A 15,070-nucleotide genomic window follows, 5' to 3' on the forward strand; every position below is an offset into this window, starting at 1 on the left:
CAATTTTATTGTATAATATATAATAAAATAGTTTAAATTTTATTTAATCATTTCTTGAAATAACTTATAACAAATCAACCATATATGCTAACTATACTTTTGATTAGGAGGATTATCATGGGAAAATACCCTAGTACACCAAATCTATTCGTAGAATTTATTGAAAAACTTACCCCTAGGCAAAAATCAATCATTTGGTTTTTTATTGATTTAACCCTTTTCTCAATCGGAACGATTATTGCATACTTACTTTACGTGCCAATTGTCGATTTGTCTATTAGACAACTTTTTATTTCAATGTTGATTGCTTATTGTATTTATTTGGTTTGTAATATTTTTTATACGACCAGTTCGACTATACATCGATACAATGGGATTGTTGATTTTGTCAAATTATTTTTGATGACTAGCTTGTCATGGTTTATAGCTGGATTAAGTACTTATTTTATTTTTGATATCATTTCCTATCGATTTATTTTGCTGGCTGCCATTACGACAAGTGTTCTTATTGTGGCTTGTCGTATTCTTTGGTACATTATTTATACTAGAAGTCAGCTTCATTATACAAATAGAGAAAACCATCGTGTAATATTAATCGGCGCTGGCGACGGCGGATCACTTTTCATGCAAAATTATCGGAGAGGTTCAGGCACTTTGAATGTTGTAGCTATTCTTGATGATAATCCTGCTAAACACCATCAGAAAATTGGTGGTGTTGCGGTATTAGGGGATCTCTCAAAATTACATCAAGTGATTACCGACTATGAAGCGGATAGAGTTGTGATTGCTATCCCTTCACTGGAACCGGAAAAATATGAACGGATTATTCAACTCTGTAATGAGGAAAATATTGATGTTTATAAAATGCCCGAAGTTGAAAATGTTTTGCTTGGTGTACATCAAGGAACATTGCCTATAAAGGAAATTGAAATAGCCGATTTATTAGGTCGGGAAGAAATTATATTAGATGAAAAGCCATTAAAGGAGGAATTAGAAGGCAAAGTCATAGCGATTACGGGTGCTGGCGGATCAATTGGTTCTGAAATCGCACGTCAAGTAAGTCGCTTTAACCCCAAAAAAGTTATTTTAATTGGGCATGGAGAAAATTCAATCTACTTAATCCATGGGGAACTAATAAACAACCGCTTAAGTCAGATTCAATATGTACCCCTTATTGCTGATATCCAAGACTACGATAGAATTTTAAATATATTCCAACAAGAGCAACCGGATATTGTATATCACGCCGCAGCACATAAACACGTTCCACTTATGGAACTCAATCCTACTGAAGCACTTAAGAACAATATTTACGGAACCTACAATGTGGCTAAAGCGGTTAACGCAGCAAAAGTCGGTAAGATGGTGATGATTTCTACCGATAAAGCGGTCAATCCTCCCAACGTTATGGGGGCTAGTAAACGGATTGCGGAATTAATCGTTACGGGCTTTGATCAAATTAGTCACTCAACTTATTGTGCGGTTCGTTTTGGCAATGTCCTTGGAAGTCGTGGCAGTGTTATTCCATTGTTTAAGAAACAGATTGCCAATGGTGGACCTGTTACGGTTACCGATTTTGAAATGACACGCTATTTTATGACCATTCCAGAAGCTAGTCGTTTAGTGATACATGCTGGAACATTTGCTAAAGGTGGCGAAGTGTTTGTTTTAGATATGAGTGAACCCGTGAAAATCCTCGATTTAGCCAAAAAAATGATTCTATTATCTGGCTACTCCATTGAAGAAATTGGTATCGTAGAAATCGGTAAAAGACCAGGTGAAAAGTTGTACGAAGAATTAATTTCGTCTAATGAAACGACTGAACGACGAGTAAATGAGAAGATTATTGTCGGTAAAGTTCTAACACTACCCCTTGCTGAAATCCAAGCTTTTATTGCTGAGTTAGATAGTACACCACAAAAGGATCTAAAAAATAAGATTATTGCATTTGCCAATAAAACCACACAGAGTGGTCTTTAAAACAAAAACAGCTCTACTAAGTGCATTTTAATGTGCGCTTAGTAGAGCTGTGGTATTTATTTTGATTTAAATTAATTAATCTTATTCTGGAATTTCAACAAGATAAACATCAAATATTCTTAAAGTGACAAAATCAAAGTCACCACGGTTCGGTTGAATATAGAAGTTTGCATTGGCTTTATCTCTTGGAGTAACGAATTCAACAACCACTTGGTGTTCTTCTTTGTCGTCGGCTGCATAAGCAGAATCATTTTCTTCATATTGAGAAGTCACATCACCATCAACTGAAACAATATTATTAATGTAAAGGCCATCTGTATGACCACCAAAAGTGTTCAAATCACCATCAAGCTTTTGATATGAATAGTGTAGTGCATAACGTGTTTCCGTGTCTAATTCTAAGTTTGGTATAACTAAGGCTCCATTTTCATTAATAACATCAAGAATTACCTCATCATTTTCAATCGTCATTTCAGCACTACTATTAACTTCCAAATCGTTTAAATCAATTTCTTCTTTGTCTACATCCTCTTCTAATTCGGTGACTGAAGTAATTTGAGGGGCACTGCGTCTCGTTGCATAAACGGGGGTTTGAGCTACAAAGAATGAACCAGCTGACAAAACAAGTAAAAATTTCAAAAATTTAGATTTCATTAAGTCACTCCTCTTGATAGTTTGTCTGAATTAAATAAAATAATTTATCTCATTCAGATTAACAATATTATATCATATTATTTGTGAATATAGTTATAGTTTTGTGTAATTTATATGTGAATAATCGGCTTAAACATCAATTTAAGCAAATATTAGTTTTATTTTAATTTTATAATCCAACAGTTTAAAACAACAAAATGTTTGTTCATTATATTAACAGCATTATGCGGAATTTTTCTCTAAACTTACAAATCAACAAATTCATACAAACCTAACCCATAGCCGATATACTTAAAGACTTCTACGATTGCGAAGCGTTGATGCTCAGTATTTTGAGTATATTTAACTTGTTCCCCATTAACCTCAGGATAGGCAGATACATAGGTTAAATCATAATCAACTTCCAGTTGATCCATAGCACGTTCGTAAGATAAGCGCACACGTTGCATATGATAATCAGAGGACACGACTAAGGCCGAATCCCAGCCATGCTCTTCCATAATTGCTAAAGAATTCAAAGCATTGGTCCATGTACTAGTCGCATAATCTTCGTGGACAATTTGATTCTCTTCGATGCCTAAATCATAGTACCATTGCAAAATATGGTCTAATGAAGGCGAAATAATCACTTGATTGGCATAGCCTGCTTCTAATAACTCCGCTACTTTTTCTGAACGCTCTCTATTTAGACCTTCATTCACGATAATAATGTCTGCTTCAACTGGTTCCTCTCCAATGTCTAAATTAAAGTAGATAAACAGGAATGAGAGACCAAGCAACAAGATAAGAGTAACAATGACTAACATAATTTTTGTTTTCATTCATTCCGCCTAATCTATTTTTTTATGGTTCTAGTAAATGTAATAATCTTTCAGCTACGTTTGATTCTTCAATTAATTCATCCCATAAGAAATTTTGGGCTTCAAAGATATTTGCAAAGGTTTCTTCATGAATTTTTGCAAGATTAATTTTGTTATCTTGATCAAAATAGTGAAACTTTAATTGGTATTTGGCTTCAAATTCCCTCACCCATTGATAATCGGTAGTTATGATATCTAAACCTAAGGCTAAATACTCAATAAGTTTGGTTGAAGTTTGGATGTTGTAGGGATATTTGTTTGGCATATAATTAATACCATAACGCGCTTTTGATGCATAATAGGGTACTTTCTTATAAGGCAGAACGCCAGTAAAAGTCAGGTTTGGATGGTCACCATAATCTTTAGCAATTTCTTCACTCACTTCACCGATTAACAACAATTGCCCAGGAGGGTTATCACAGAAATCACGAATGAAGGTGTCCATTCCGCGTGTTGAATTAATAACGCCAGTGTATACAAAATCATATTCTTTAGCAACCGTTTGCTTGCCTTGATGAATAAAAGCAGGATCAATGCCCATATCACGGTAAACAAAAGGGGTATTATCGCGAAATTTAAAATCTTTTTTGACATCGGGGTTAAGAAAAACCCGTAAATCAGGTTTGGCATTAAAGAGGGATTTAATCATATTTTTCGTCCGCGGAAAGCGTCCGGTTGATAAGGAAACATACTCATGCACGTTTAGTTGATGGTCTTGAATGGGTGTCCCTCCACGCCCCATGAATTCCCAAATGATATCAAATTGAGCCAAATCAACATTTGCGGGTAAATCTTTTGAGTCAAAGGCTTGAAATTGAGCATGCTGATTAAAATAGTTACAATAAGCACTTATCTCGGGCAGATAGGCTTTGGGGTTTCTAATAAATAATATTTTGTACATGATCTTTTTCTTCCTTTTTCAAACATAAAGATTTGAACCAAACAATAATAAAGACAAATACAATCATCAGCCATCCTGAAACCCGCAAACGGGTGGCTGTTCCCACATTGTCATTTGTTATCGCAATCATCCCAAACCAGACAAAGCCGTGTAGGAGTACGAATTGGGTTGAAGCCGTTAGCAATTTCCTTTTTCGATAAATATAAAAAAGTATAAGAGTCATTGGGATAGCTTCGACCACAAAGATAATCAGTGTACTGACACCAGAAATTTGCCAAGGTAATGGACCAATCATATTACCAATATAACTGTAGATGTAATTAAGTATAAACAGAAGAAAGTTGGATTGATTAAGATTAATCCACATCTGACTACCCCCAGCCGTTTCATATTCATCTACTACCCTATATTGTAAGGCGTCTACTAGCGACATATTTACAAAAGGGATTCTCAACGTTCTAAAAAAGGTATAGTAGATACCAAATAGGATAATTGCCCATAAGATGAGACGACGGAAATTGCCTTTAATTAATACTTTTCGGTAAAAGAAATAGGCAGCCATGGTTAAAACGAACGATAAGAAGATATAATTTCTAAATTCCCATAACAACCATAAAGTTGGCAAAAGTAATAAAGTGGATCCTAAAATATTTTCTTTAGCGAAAAAGATTTTAAGGGATAAATATGTTGCAATGACATACAAGGCATAAATCCATACGTCCCGAATGATTGACGAATGAGCATTCATCAACAGACTCGGATAAATTAATAAAATAATGGCTACGATGGTTTTCATTTCATATTTATAGTTAGTCAGTAATTGGTTAAGGTTGTCGATTTGTATTAATTTGTCCATTAATTTAGTCGAGAAAAAGACCAACACGATATAGCCCAAATAATTAAACATACGAATAACAAACACATCTTCAATATTGGTTAACTTAACTACTTGCCCAATTAACCAAGGGTAAATTGAGGTATTCACCCACGGACGATCATTGGCAACATTTAAAGCTTGTTCCCAATAGAAAATTCCATCGATACCCCCACCAAACAAATCTAACGCAATGCCTTCACTACCCGTCATAAGTGAAAGGTAATAAAAGGCAGTTGTAATTAGAAAACCAGCTAACAAAGTGATATATAAAACCAGTAGGTATCTATCTTGCTTTATGGACATTTATTACTTTCACCTCCCTTTAAAATGCAATCTTTTTATAAATGTTTGCTAATTTTTCCAAAACAATGTCTAAGGAATAATTTTGAACTTTTTGACGATTGTACTGACCATAGTCTTTGCGTTTTTGTGCGTCGGACACTAATTCTTTGATAGCGTCTTTCAGATTTTCACTGTTGTGGGGATCAAACAGGATCCCACCTTGGCTTTCATCAATCAAATCTCTGTTACCGCGAATATCACTACAAATAACGGGCAGACCAGATGCCATGGCTTCCATTAAAGCCACTGACAGTCCCTCTCTAAAAGAAGGAAAGATGAAAATATCACTCATATCCATCATTTGAGCAATGTCTTTACGATAGCCGACTAAGACCACCTTGTCTTCAAGCGATTGTTCTTCGATAAGTTGTTGCAAACTCTCTTTTTTATCGCCATCACCGCAAATAAAGTATTTAAAATTTCCTTCTTTAAATTTGGCCAAGGCTTGGATAACGGTTAAATGGTTTTTATTGTCATTAAGTTCGCCGACCGAAAGTAAAGCGATTTGGTCCTCTTTAAGATTGAATTTGTCACGGTATGGGTGATATTTATTGGTAGGGTCTTTGTCTTTTTTAAGGTTAAAACCAACGCCAGGAAGGAGTTCAACAGCACAGTGGCTAAAATTTTGCGCACGTTGGTAGTCTTCCTGATTGATGGTAATAAGCACATCGGTATAGCGCGTCAGATACCGTTCAATCGGATAGTAAATCAGCCAACTTTGGAGTGAAGCACCTTTGAAAAAGTGAAAGCCATGGGCAGTATAAACTATTTTGACACCTGGGTTTTTCCGGACCGCAAAACGGGTAATTGCGGATGCCAAGGGTGTGTGCGTATGAATGATATCATAAGCCTTTTCTTCAACCAAGGTGCGGATGGTTTTATTGAGTTGGAAATAGTTATTTCCCGTAATTGAACGGCTGAAAGGCAAATCATAAACCTGACAGCCTAACTCGACAAGTTCGTCATCAATTGATCGTTCCACATGACAGGCAATATCAACTGTATTTCCTTGTTCAATTAACATTTTTATATGCGGAATCAAAAACATATTGACTGTTTCTGAAATTGTAGTGACATATAGGTATTTCATTTCGCACCTCATGAAGGATTTGTTCTAGTTGGAAAAGTTGCTATAACACTCACTTTGCTAATTATAAGCATAGTAACTATTTTCTTTTTCAGCTGGCACGCCATTTAAAACAAAGCCTAAAATATTACTGTCTAATTTTCTGAGCGATTCGACAGATTTTCTAACTTCATCGCGTTTAACATAACCTTGTCTAGCCACTAAGAGGACGCCATCGACTTTATTGGCTAAGATTAAAGGATCAGTCACTGAATTAACGGGTGGTGCATCGTAAATGATAACGTCAAAGTTTTTCTCTAATTCCGCCATCAAAGCATTCATACGATTGGAGCCTAAGAGTTCGGCTGGATTGGGTGGCACAGGTCCTGATGGTAAAAAGTAAAGGCCTAATTCACGACTCCGTTGAACAATTTGATTAAATCTGAGGTCAGGTTTAGACAGCAATGTGGATAAGCCTGTTTCATTGCTCAAGCGGTAGGTTTTGTGTAGAGTCGGTTTACGTAAGTCCGCATCAACAATTAAAACATTGCGGTCTGTTTGACCGATGACATAGGCTAAGTTGGCTGCAACCGTTGATTTGCCTTCGGATGGAATGCTTGACGTTACTAGAAGCGAACTTAAATCAGTGTCGAATAAAACAAAATCAATGTTGGTCCGTAAATTCCTAAACTGTTCTGCATAAATGGATTGTGGTTCACTAAAACTCACTAGTGGATTTCCACGATCATCATCTTTTCTATTTCTATTCATATTAAACATGTCTACACCTTATTCCTTCTTAAATTCGTCACTTCTTCTTTATTTTCTACGGTATTAGGCTCTTCTTTGACGCCATGGAGGCGACTTAAACGCGTTTCTTCTCTAACTTGAACTTGATTGTCAGCCTCTGTTCGTTTCTTGTTGTCGGTTCCCATTTTTCTACGCGCTGAAGTGATATCTTTGGAACTTAGTTCATAAACTTCACCCAATTTGTTTAAGCCCATGCGAATGAAAATCTCATCGTCTTTTACCGTCGTGTCAGACAACTCTCTAATTAAAGCAATGATAATTCCGATAAAAGCACCCACAACAAACCCAACAAAAGCAAAGCGCGGCACACTCGGTGAAACAGCATTTGGATTGTAAGTAGCCGGCGATAACACATAAATACCTGATAACTCCCCTTCATACACTTCATTAACCATCTCAATAAAGACATCAATCAAGGTATCGTTGACGGCTTGTGCAGTGTTAGGTGAATTGGTTGTCACCGTTAAATAAAAGGCTTGCGAATTTTCGGATTGGTCGACACGGATTGAATCCTTCAGTTCAGCCACTGAAAACTGATTATCTAAACGTTCACTCACGGTCATTAGGACCGAATCGGCTAAAAAGATATCGCGATACGTATTAACCAACATAACATTGGTTTGGATATCGCCCACTTGCACATCTTCCTGTGTGGTCCGCTGATTAACCAATAACTGTGATTCCGATTGGTACTCCTTCTCAACTAAGACATTGACTCCTACCGCGAACACAATCGCCCCTAGTATGGCAAACACCAAAATTGAAAAGATGTACTTCCTAAAACGATTTAACAATTCCCATGCATTTAATTCTTCCATGTCACCCTCCACAAAATTTGTATTAAATAGTTGTTTGATTCCAATGTTTTATCCGTCATCGAAATTTTTTAAAATATTTAAGTAAAACCATTTTATCAAATAACATTAAATTAATAAAGACAATTTCAATTTAATGTTATATTTTGTAAGTATTATTGAATATATAATTTAACATTTTATAAATAGGTTGTAATAATTATCTATTCATTTTCATAAGTGGTATGATATAAAACATGAAATATGATAGATAGGTTGTTATTTAAAAATAAAGGTGGTTGTTGTTATGGAACGGAATTATTCCATTGATAAATTAAAGATTTTAGCGAGTTTTGCGGTAGTGTTTATGCATGTGGTTAATTATTTACCCACCACAACTTTTGCTAATTATTGGACCTATGATTGGTATTTTCCTATCCTCGATTTAGCGGTCCCCTTATTTTTTGTTTTTGCAGGATATTTTTTAAAACGAAAAAATATATTTCAAATTCCTCAATACACCAACAAGATTTTTGTCATGATTATTGCCTACAATTTAGTGTATTTATTGATTAAATGGCCGATTGACATGATGAGTAGTTATATCAACGGCTTAAGAGGTTGGGCGTTAGTCAGTCATTATTTCCAACCGATTACTTGGTGGATGGTTTTAACGGGTATTGTCGGCAGTGAACACTTGTGGTATTTATCCGGTTTGTTTTACGCCAGCTGGATTTTGATTTTTTTGCTCAACCGCAAGTTCACACCTCTAACGATTTTTCTATTGGGTTTTGCCGCCTTTATCCTGATGTTTCTACCACCCTTTAATTTTTTGTTGGGTAATCTTTTGTTGTACGGCGGCTTTGTTAAAGGATTCTTTTATGTGTCCATGGGCTATTTGATAGCGACCTACACGATTAGATATCCCCACAAAGTGCTATTGTTACTTTTATCTTTAGTCGTTTTAGTGGTCATCGGAAGCAACACCTCGAGCCTCATCTTATATGAGTCACTACTGGCTGTTGTGGTTTTTCAAATCTTGATTATTGCTAAAGAATTTCCGGGTCAGCCGTCATGGTTGTCGCGCTTTTCGCATTATTCGTTAGGCATCTACCTATTGCACATTATATTTACAGGGATATTTAATACGGTTAGAGGATTTTTCCCGGGGGTTAACGCACTCAATCCGTTATTCATCGTGCTTCCGATGGTGATGATTTGTATCATCGGATCCATTTTGTTATATCCCTTAACGGAAAAGTACATCCACCGTCCCTTGATTCATTTATTTAATCGGATATTGACCAAACTCAATATCCCCCATCAAATTTAAGGCTGGTTATTCTCCACTTAATTCGGCTGGACCAATCGGTTCAGTCAGTGGTTCAGGCACATTGCCATAATTGACATACCAGTCAGGGATATCGGTGGTTTCAGCGGATTGATGTTGCCCCGCTGGATTCACGGCTGTCGACCCTTGATAGCGGACAAATTGGCGTTCATCGTTAAAGGGGCCTTGGGCAAGGGTGTCGCTGTCAAAAGGATTAGAAGCAGCGAGATTTATTTGAGAATCAACCAGATTGGCACTGCCGTTGACGACTAGGTAGTGGGGCAGGTTGTTAAAGGTGACGTTATAATAATTGCCAATCACCGAATCGCCATAACTCGCCCCCACCGTGATAGGGTCGACGCCATCGAGCGTCAGATAGTCAATGGTGGAATTGTACATCGAGAACTCATGAGTTCGGTTTAAATTCTTCTCTTTTTCCTTCTCGGTGTAATAGAGGCCGTGGACAATGCCGTTGCGCCCCCAAGGCGTCATTTCCATGGTCAAATTGTTGGTGCGCTCCTTTATCTCGCCGTTAATCCCCGCCGCAATGAAATAGTCTTTGGCGCGGGTGGTAATGTTGTCAGAGTTCCAATAGACATTGCCCGCCATACTTTCCACATGGAAGGTGGTTTCATAATCCATAAAGGACGAGTTGGTAATATTGACGGTGGTATTTTGGTCGAGGTCATGTTGGTCATAATCCGCGGATTGAATGGATCCGTTTTGTAGGACCACCCCAATCCAAGCGGTATAACTGGGATCGCGATCTGAAACCTTGCCTTGGGCTTGGACATTGTCAATGTTGATGACGGCATCGCCAGAGTGGCCGCCAAAGTTCAGCGCCATCCCAAAACTATCGGTAATATCGTCGCCACCGACATCATCGATGGTGACGTTTTGAATATCGACTTGGCTGTAATTGTAAATGGAAAGGGCATAGCCGCCGTACATATGTTGGAAAGTCACATCATGCACATAAACCTCATGGGCACCATCGATTTGGATGCCTCGTTGTAGTTGCAGGTCGTAAATATCTTCAGGTTCTTCCAGGGTAAAATATAAGTCTTGCGGGTTTAAGGACCCATCAATGGTAATCCCTTCAATTTCGACACCGACATTATCTTCGGCTAAATACAGTTTCATAAAATAATATTCCGGCGGATTAATCATGGGGTTTTCCGGTTTAATGACCGCATTGTCCCCTTGAATGTGTAGGCCCTTAATTTCTGTCGCTTCGACATTGGATGGTCCCGTACTTAAATACTCCCCTGCGGGAATAACCAGTTTGATGGGCTCCTCTTTAGCCAAATTAAGGGCTTCTTGAAAGGCTTTGGAGTCATCTTGGTTATCGTTAGGTGTCGCCCCTAAATCTTCGACAAGGTTAACTTCTTTAATACCCTGCAAGCTCTCCACTTGGGTCGTTTCAACGGCTTGCGTTCGAGGTTCAACAAAACGATTGGCTAAGTAAATCGCATCATATGAAAAAAGGCTGATGATAATTAAAACAATGAGTATACTCACCACAATCAATAAAACCCCACGTTTCTTATTTTTTTCCTTGTTTGCATCATTTACCGTTGCTTGATCTGGTATTTTTTTATTATTCATGCGTTCTCCTATACGATCATTCTGCTTTGTTACGGAATTTAGACACTTGTTGTTTCACTAAAAGCCTTAAGTTCTCCACATCATCTATTTTCAACCAATAAATACCTACGGTATAAACGATGATTCCAATGGCAATTGCTATAAATAAAACTAGGGTTGGGTTAAGGTGATTGATTAAGTAGCGATAAGCGACTACGGCTGCGACGCCCATAAGGATAGAGGCGATAAGTATTTTAGCTAGCGAACGTAAAATCGCGTGGATCTGTAAAGGACCCATTTTTTTACGTAAATGATAAAATAAGAGCAAGGTTGTCACGATAGCTGAAATACTGGTCGCAAAAGCTAAACCACTGACGCCCATATAGCGGGATAATAGAATATTTAAAATGACATTAATAACGACACCGATGACGGCATTGATGGTTGGCGTCCGCGTATCATTCAAGGAATAAAAGACACGACTAACCACTTCTCTCAATCCATCCCCAATCATGCCGAGACTATAGAAAATTAAGACATTGGCGGTCAGTAAGCCATCACTAACGGTAAATTCCCCGCGGACAAAGAGTAGGTTAACAATGGGTTCTGCAAAGACGATTAAGCCAACGGTAGCCGGTATCACAATGAGGCTAATAGCGGTGACGACTTCTTTTAAGGCTCGCTTAACGCCCTCCATCTGACCTTCAGCCGCTAAACGGGCGACGGTCGGATACATCACCGACACGATGGAAACCACGAAAACCCCTTTAATGAAGAAGGTAATCATGTGCGAATAATTAAGAACGGAAATCCCGCCTTCGACGATCGTTGACGCCAGCGTCCGATCAACAAGGACATTTATTTGATTGACCGAAACGCCAAACATGACGGGTATCGAAGTTTTAAACATTTGAATCAGGAAACTGTCGCGCCAATCCATCCGCCATTCATAGCGGTAACCCCGTTTAATGGCTGAAGGGAGTAGCATGACTACTTGGCTGGCTGTAGCTAGGACCGTGCCGACAGCTAGAATCAGCGGATTGTTCACATAAGCACTGACGATAATGGCTAGAATCGTAATGATATTTAGTGGGAAGCCGGTGGCAGAAGGGGTAATGTAATCCCCATTCATTTGTAAGTAGCCCGTGAAAACCGACAAAACCGCCGTGAAATAAATACCAGTGAGGCCGATGCGCGTTAAGTTGACGGCTAAGTCAAAGGTTGCGTCATCAAAGCCTGAGGCAAAGAGCGTGACTAATTGCGGCGCGAAAACAAAGGCTACCGCGAAAAAGATAAGACACAGAACAAATAAGACATTAATCAAATTGTTAGTGAACTTTAAGGCGCTTTTCTTACCCGCTTGATTGTGGATGCTACTATAGATAGGGATGTAACCTGTCGAAATGCCCGCAACGATAAAACCAAAGACCACTTCCGGTAGGGTTTGTGATATCAAATACGCATCGCTGACTGAAGAGGCACCGTAAAAATACGATAAGGTGATATCGCGCGCAAAGCCAAAACCTTTTGAAAAAAGGGTGATAAGCATGATGATAATGGCTGTTTTTCTCATTTAATACCTCTTGTCTCGTTTAGTGGTTGCTTTTGCTTCTAGTTGGCGCAATAATTCATGCTTGATGCCCGATTTATCGATAATATTGTCCCAATACAAATCTTCAAATTGCGCATTATTTTTGAACGCAAAGCCTTCAATGTTTTTCATTTCAAAGGTCGGATGTTTGTCATCAATGTAGAAAAATTGACTCTGAGTGGTTTTCTCGAAATCCCGCACCCATTGATAATCCGTCGTAATTATTTTTAAGTCCATGGCCATATATTCCAGTAACTTGGTCGAGGTCTGAATGTTAAAGGGGTAGCGATCTGGAATGTAGTTGATTCCGTATTTTGCTTTCACAGCTATTTTCGCCACTTCTTTAAAGGGCACCCGACCCGTAAAGACGATGTTCGGTTCGTTTTTAAATTCGTTGTATATTTCATTGTTGGTATCCCCGATGAGGAGAAAGCTTTTGTTGGTGTTACTAGTAATGAAACCTTTCAGCAGCTGGTCAATTTCGCGCGCTTTGGATATGGCGCCCAGGTAAACAAAATCGTATTCTTTGGTGTTGTTTTTGTGTTGCGATAGTGTTAGGGTCTGTGGGTCAATTCCGATATCCCGATAAAAGGTCGGCACATCATCCTTAAAATGAAATTGTTTGGCAACAAACTTGTTGAGGAAGACGCGCATATCCGGTTTAGTGTTGAGTCGTACTTTGAGGATATTTTTTGTTTTAGGAAATGGCGCGGTCGATAAGGAATTGTACTCATGTACTAGGACATAGTCGCCCTTCTTCACGCCACCAATCCCCTTGCATTCCCACACCACATCAAAAATGCTGTAGTCAGGAACGAAATCCCCCTCATGGTTGACAACAACTTCAAATTCTTCAGATTGATTAAAATATTCGATGTAAGCCTCGATACCCGGCCGCATGGCCTTTTCAGAACGAGAAAACAAAATTTTATACATTTTAACCTCCTTACTTTAAACGCTTGATGATCCGAGTGGTGTGGGATTATTCAGCGGTTAAGAAATAAACATATCGGCGGGAGTGACGGTTGCGGTTGGTGGGTGGGATGTGGGACGTGGGTCCGCGGGACGCAGGCATAGGCTCGACGTAGGGCATAGGTCGTGGGTCGCGACAGCCCAACTCAGCTTATATCCTGAATTGCCGGATTTCATTTCCTAACGACGGCCGGCAAACGAGCTTGGCGGCTTTCCCGTTAAATTGACGTCCGGCATTTTGCTTTTTCCCCATAGTTCATCCAACTTGCCGGATTTCATTTTCCAACGACGTCCGGCAAATCCACTTGCCGGATTTCCCGCTAAATCGACGTCCGGCATTTTGCTTTTTCTCCACAGGTCAACCAACTTGCCGGATTTCTTTTCCAAACGACGGCCGGCAAACGAACTTGCCGGATTTCCCGCTAAAACGACGTCCGGCATTTTGCTTTTTCCCCATAGTTCATCCAACTTGCCGGTTAGCGGGAAGGGAAAGACCGTTTAATTGATAAGGCACCTTTTTTCTCCCATCCGCCTTTCAGACTTTCCTCTGGCGGTTGGGAGGGCCAATCCGCCTCTCAGACTTCTCTCTGGCGGTTAGGAGGGCCAATCCGCCTCTCAGACTTCTCTCTGGCGGTTGGGGGTGCCAATCCGCCTCTCAAGATTTTCTCTGGCGGTTGGGAGTAAGCGAGAAGTGAACGAACGGTTGTTTGCGATGCACCAACGTGATAAAAGGCTGATATTCTTCATTGAATCATCTCAATTTGAGATTTTTTCAGAAATCGTCAGTTTAAAACGATTATTCTGGCCACTGCTAACAGAGTAATGACCCAATCAAGCATTTGCCTAATAATTTTTGTGGATTTCTTCCATTCCAAAGGTGGTCTATCATAATCTGACGATAACTCGCTTCCCACTTAACTTGCCGGATCTCATTTCCTAACGACGTCCGGCAAATCCACTTGCCGGATTTCCCACTAAATCGACGTCCGGCATTTCGCTTTTTCTCCACAGTTTAACTAACTTGCCGGATCTCATTTCCTAACGACGTCCGGCAAATCCACTTGCCGGCTTTCCCGCTAAATCGACGTCCGGCTTTTCGCTTTTCCCCCATAGTTCATCCAACTTGCCGGTAAGCGGGAAGTGACGGACCGTCCTATTGTCACTCAGTTTTTTCTCATGACAATAAACCGTCCTATTGTCACTCAGATTTTCCCTCATGACAATAAACCGCCTCATTGTCACTCAGATTTTCCCTCATGACAATAAGCTACTATTTGGAATCAAAATAGCTATGAATCATCCTTCC

The 15,070-nt window shown here is 39.1% G+C and carries 14 protein-coding genes; 2 read left to right on the top strand and 12 right to left on the bottom strand.

Annotated elements, in window-relative coordinates:
* Window positions 1-117: 117 nt before the first annotated feature.
* A complete protein-coding gene (locus NRE15_RS06290; protein ID WP_313794742.1) occupies window positions 118-1,980 on the top strand; it encodes a polysaccharide biosynthesis protein in 1,863 nt (620 codons plus the stop codon).
* Window positions 1,981-2,061: 81 nt separating this feature from the next.
* Here the strand turns inward: NRE15_RS06290 and NRE15_RS06295 are convergent, their stop codons facing one another.
* The 7 genes from NRE15_RS06295 to NRE15_RS06325 all read right to left on the bottom strand — a co-directional run bounded on the left by NRE15_RS06295 (window position 2,062) and on the right by NRE15_RS06325 (window position 8,308).
* Window positions 2,062-2,634, bottom strand: a complete 573-nt coding sequence (locus NRE15_RS06295; RefSeq protein WP_313794743.1) for a hypothetical protein — start codon at window positions 2,632-2,634, stop codon at window positions 2,062-2,064.
* A gap of 245 nt (window positions 2,635-2,879) precedes the next feature.
* Window positions 2,880-3,455 (bottom strand): YdcF family protein, encoded by a 576-nt coding sequence (locus NRE15_RS06300; protein WP_313794744.1) that lies wholly within the window; start codon window positions 3,453-3,455, stop codon window positions 2,880-2,882.
* 22 nt (window positions 3,456-3,477) lie between these two features.
* Window positions 3,478-4,395, bottom strand: coding sequence for a glycosyltransferase family protein (locus NRE15_RS06305; RefSeq protein ID WP_313794745.1), 918 nt, complete (start codon window positions 4,393-4,395; stop codon window positions 3,478-3,480).
* Entirely contained in the window at window positions 4,373-5,575 is a 1,203-nt protein-coding gene (locus NRE15_RS06310) for a hypothetical protein (protein ID WP_313794746.1), read from the bottom strand. Before NRE15_RS06310 ends, NRE15_RS06305 begins: the two co-directional genes overlap by 23 nt.
* Window positions 5,576-5,594: 19 nt before the next feature.
* On the bottom strand, window positions 5,595-6,704 hold the full coding sequence (locus NRE15_RS06315) for a glycosyltransferase family 4 protein (RefSeq protein ID WP_313794747.1): 1,110 nt from the start codon (window positions 6,702-6,704) through the stop codon (window positions 5,595-5,597).
* Window positions 6,705-6,761: 57 nt separating this feature from the next.
* Window positions 6,762-7,460, bottom strand: coding sequence for a CpsD/CapB family tyrosine-protein kinase (locus NRE15_RS06320; RefSeq protein ID WP_313794748.1), 699 nt, complete (start codon window positions 7,458-7,460; stop codon window positions 6,762-6,764).
* Window positions 7,461-7,462: 2 nt separating this feature from the next.
* Window positions 7,463-8,308: a YveK family protein gene (locus NRE15_RS06325; protein WP_313794749.1), complete on the bottom strand. Its 846-nt coding sequence runs from the start codon at window positions 8,306-8,308 to the stop codon at window positions 7,463-7,465.
* A 283-nt stretch (window positions 8,309-8,591) separates the two neighbouring features.
* Here NRE15_RS06325 and NRE15_RS06330 point away from each other — a divergent pair, with 283 nt between their 5' ends.
* Window positions 8,592-9,617, top strand: a complete 1,026-nt coding sequence (locus NRE15_RS06330; RefSeq protein ID WP_313794750.1) for an acyltransferase family protein — start codon at window positions 8,592-8,594, stop codon at window positions 9,615-9,617.
* Between the two features lie 6 nt (window positions 9,618-9,623).
* Here NRE15_RS06330 and NRE15_RS06335 read toward each other — a convergent pair whose 3' ends face one another.
* The 5 genes from NRE15_RS06335 to NRE15_RS06355 form a co-directional block, all read right to left on the bottom strand.
* Entirely contained in the window at window positions 9,624-11,222 is a 1,599-nt protein-coding gene (locus NRE15_RS06335) for a glycoside hydrolase family protein (protein ID WP_313794751.1), read from the bottom strand.
* Between the two features lie 16 nt (window positions 11,223-11,238).
* The gene (gene murJ / locus NRE15_RS06340; protein WP_313794752.1) at window positions 11,239-12,774 is read right to left on the bottom strand and encodes a murein biosynthesis integral membrane protein MurJ; all 1,536 of its coding nucleotides are present in this window, start codon (window positions 12,772-12,774) and stop codon (window positions 11,239-11,241) included.
* The gene (locus NRE15_RS06345) at window positions 12,775-13,728 is read right to left on the bottom strand and encodes a glycosyltransferase (protein ID WP_313794753.1); all 954 of its coding nucleotides are present in this window, start codon (window positions 13,726-13,728) and stop codon (window positions 12,775-12,777) included.
* Window positions 13,729-13,944: 216 nt separating this feature from the next.
* On the bottom strand, window positions 13,945-14,103 hold the full coding sequence (locus NRE15_RS06350) for a hypothetical protein (protein WP_313794754.1): 159 nt from the start codon (window positions 14,101-14,103) through the stop codon (window positions 13,945-13,947).
* A 472-nt stretch (window positions 14,104-14,575) separates the two neighbouring features.
* Complete coding sequence (locus NRE15_RS06355; RefSeq protein ID WP_313794755.1) at window positions 14,576-14,773, bottom strand: hypothetical protein; 198 nt, start codon at window positions 14,771-14,773, stop codon at window positions 14,576-14,578.
* Window positions 14,774-15,070 lie beyond the last annotated feature (297 nt).

It is taken from the genome of Fundicoccus culcitae (assembly GCF_024661895.1).
Lineage (GTDB): Bacteria > Bacillota > Bacilli > Lactobacillales > Aerococcaceae > Fundicoccus_A > Fundicoccus_A culcitae.

Bases quoted from the DNA above. Each gene is read 5' to 3' on its own strand.
- NRE15_RS06290 (WP_313794742.1), top strand. From the start codon at position 118: ATGGGAAAATACCCTAGTACACCAAATCTATTCGTAGAATTTATTGAA.
- NRE15_RS06295 (WP_313794743.1), bottom strand. From the start codon at position 2,634: ATGAAATCTAAATTTTTGAAATTTTTACTTGTTTTGTCAGCTGGTTCA.
- NRE15_RS06300 (WP_313794744.1), bottom strand. From the start codon at position 3,455: ATGAAAACAAAAATTATGTTAGTCATTGTTACTCTTATCTTGTTGCTT.
- NRE15_RS06305 (WP_313794745.1), bottom strand. From the start codon at position 4,395: ATGTACAAAATATTATTTATTAGAAACCCCAAAGCCTATCTGCCCGAG.
- NRE15_RS06310 (WP_313794746.1), bottom strand. From the start codon at position 5,575: ATGTCCATAAAGCAAGATAGATACCTACTGGTTTTATATATCACTTTG.
- NRE15_RS06315 (WP_313794747.1), bottom strand. From the start codon at position 6,704: ATGAAATACCTATATGTCACTACAATTTCAGAAACAGTCAATATGTTT.
- NRE15_RS06320 (WP_313794748.1), bottom strand. From the start codon at position 7,460: ATGTTTAATATGAATAGAAATAGAAAAGATGATGATCGTGGAAATCCA.
- NRE15_RS06325 (WP_313794749.1), bottom strand. From the start codon at position 8,308: ATGGAAGAATTAAATGCATGGGAATTGTTAAATCGTTTTAGGAAGTAC.
- NRE15_RS06330 (WP_313794750.1), top strand. From the start codon at position 8,592: ATGGAACGGAATTATTCCATTGATAAATTAAAGATTTTAGCGAGTTTT.
- NRE15_RS06335 (WP_313794751.1), bottom strand. From the start codon at position 11,222: ATGAATAATAAAAAAATACCAGATCAAGCAACGGTAAATGATGCAAAC.
- murJ (WP_313794752.1), bottom strand. From the start codon at position 12,774: ATGAGAAAAACAGCCATTATCATCATGCTTATCACCCTTTTTTCAAAA.
- NRE15_RS06345 (WP_313794753.1), bottom strand. From the start codon at position 13,728: ATGTATAAAATTTTGTTTTCTCGTTCTGAAAAGGCCATGCGGCCGGGT.
- NRE15_RS06350 (WP_313794754.1), bottom strand. From the start codon at position 14,103: ATGCCGGACGTCGATTTAGCGGGAAATCCGGCAAGTGGATTTGCCGGA.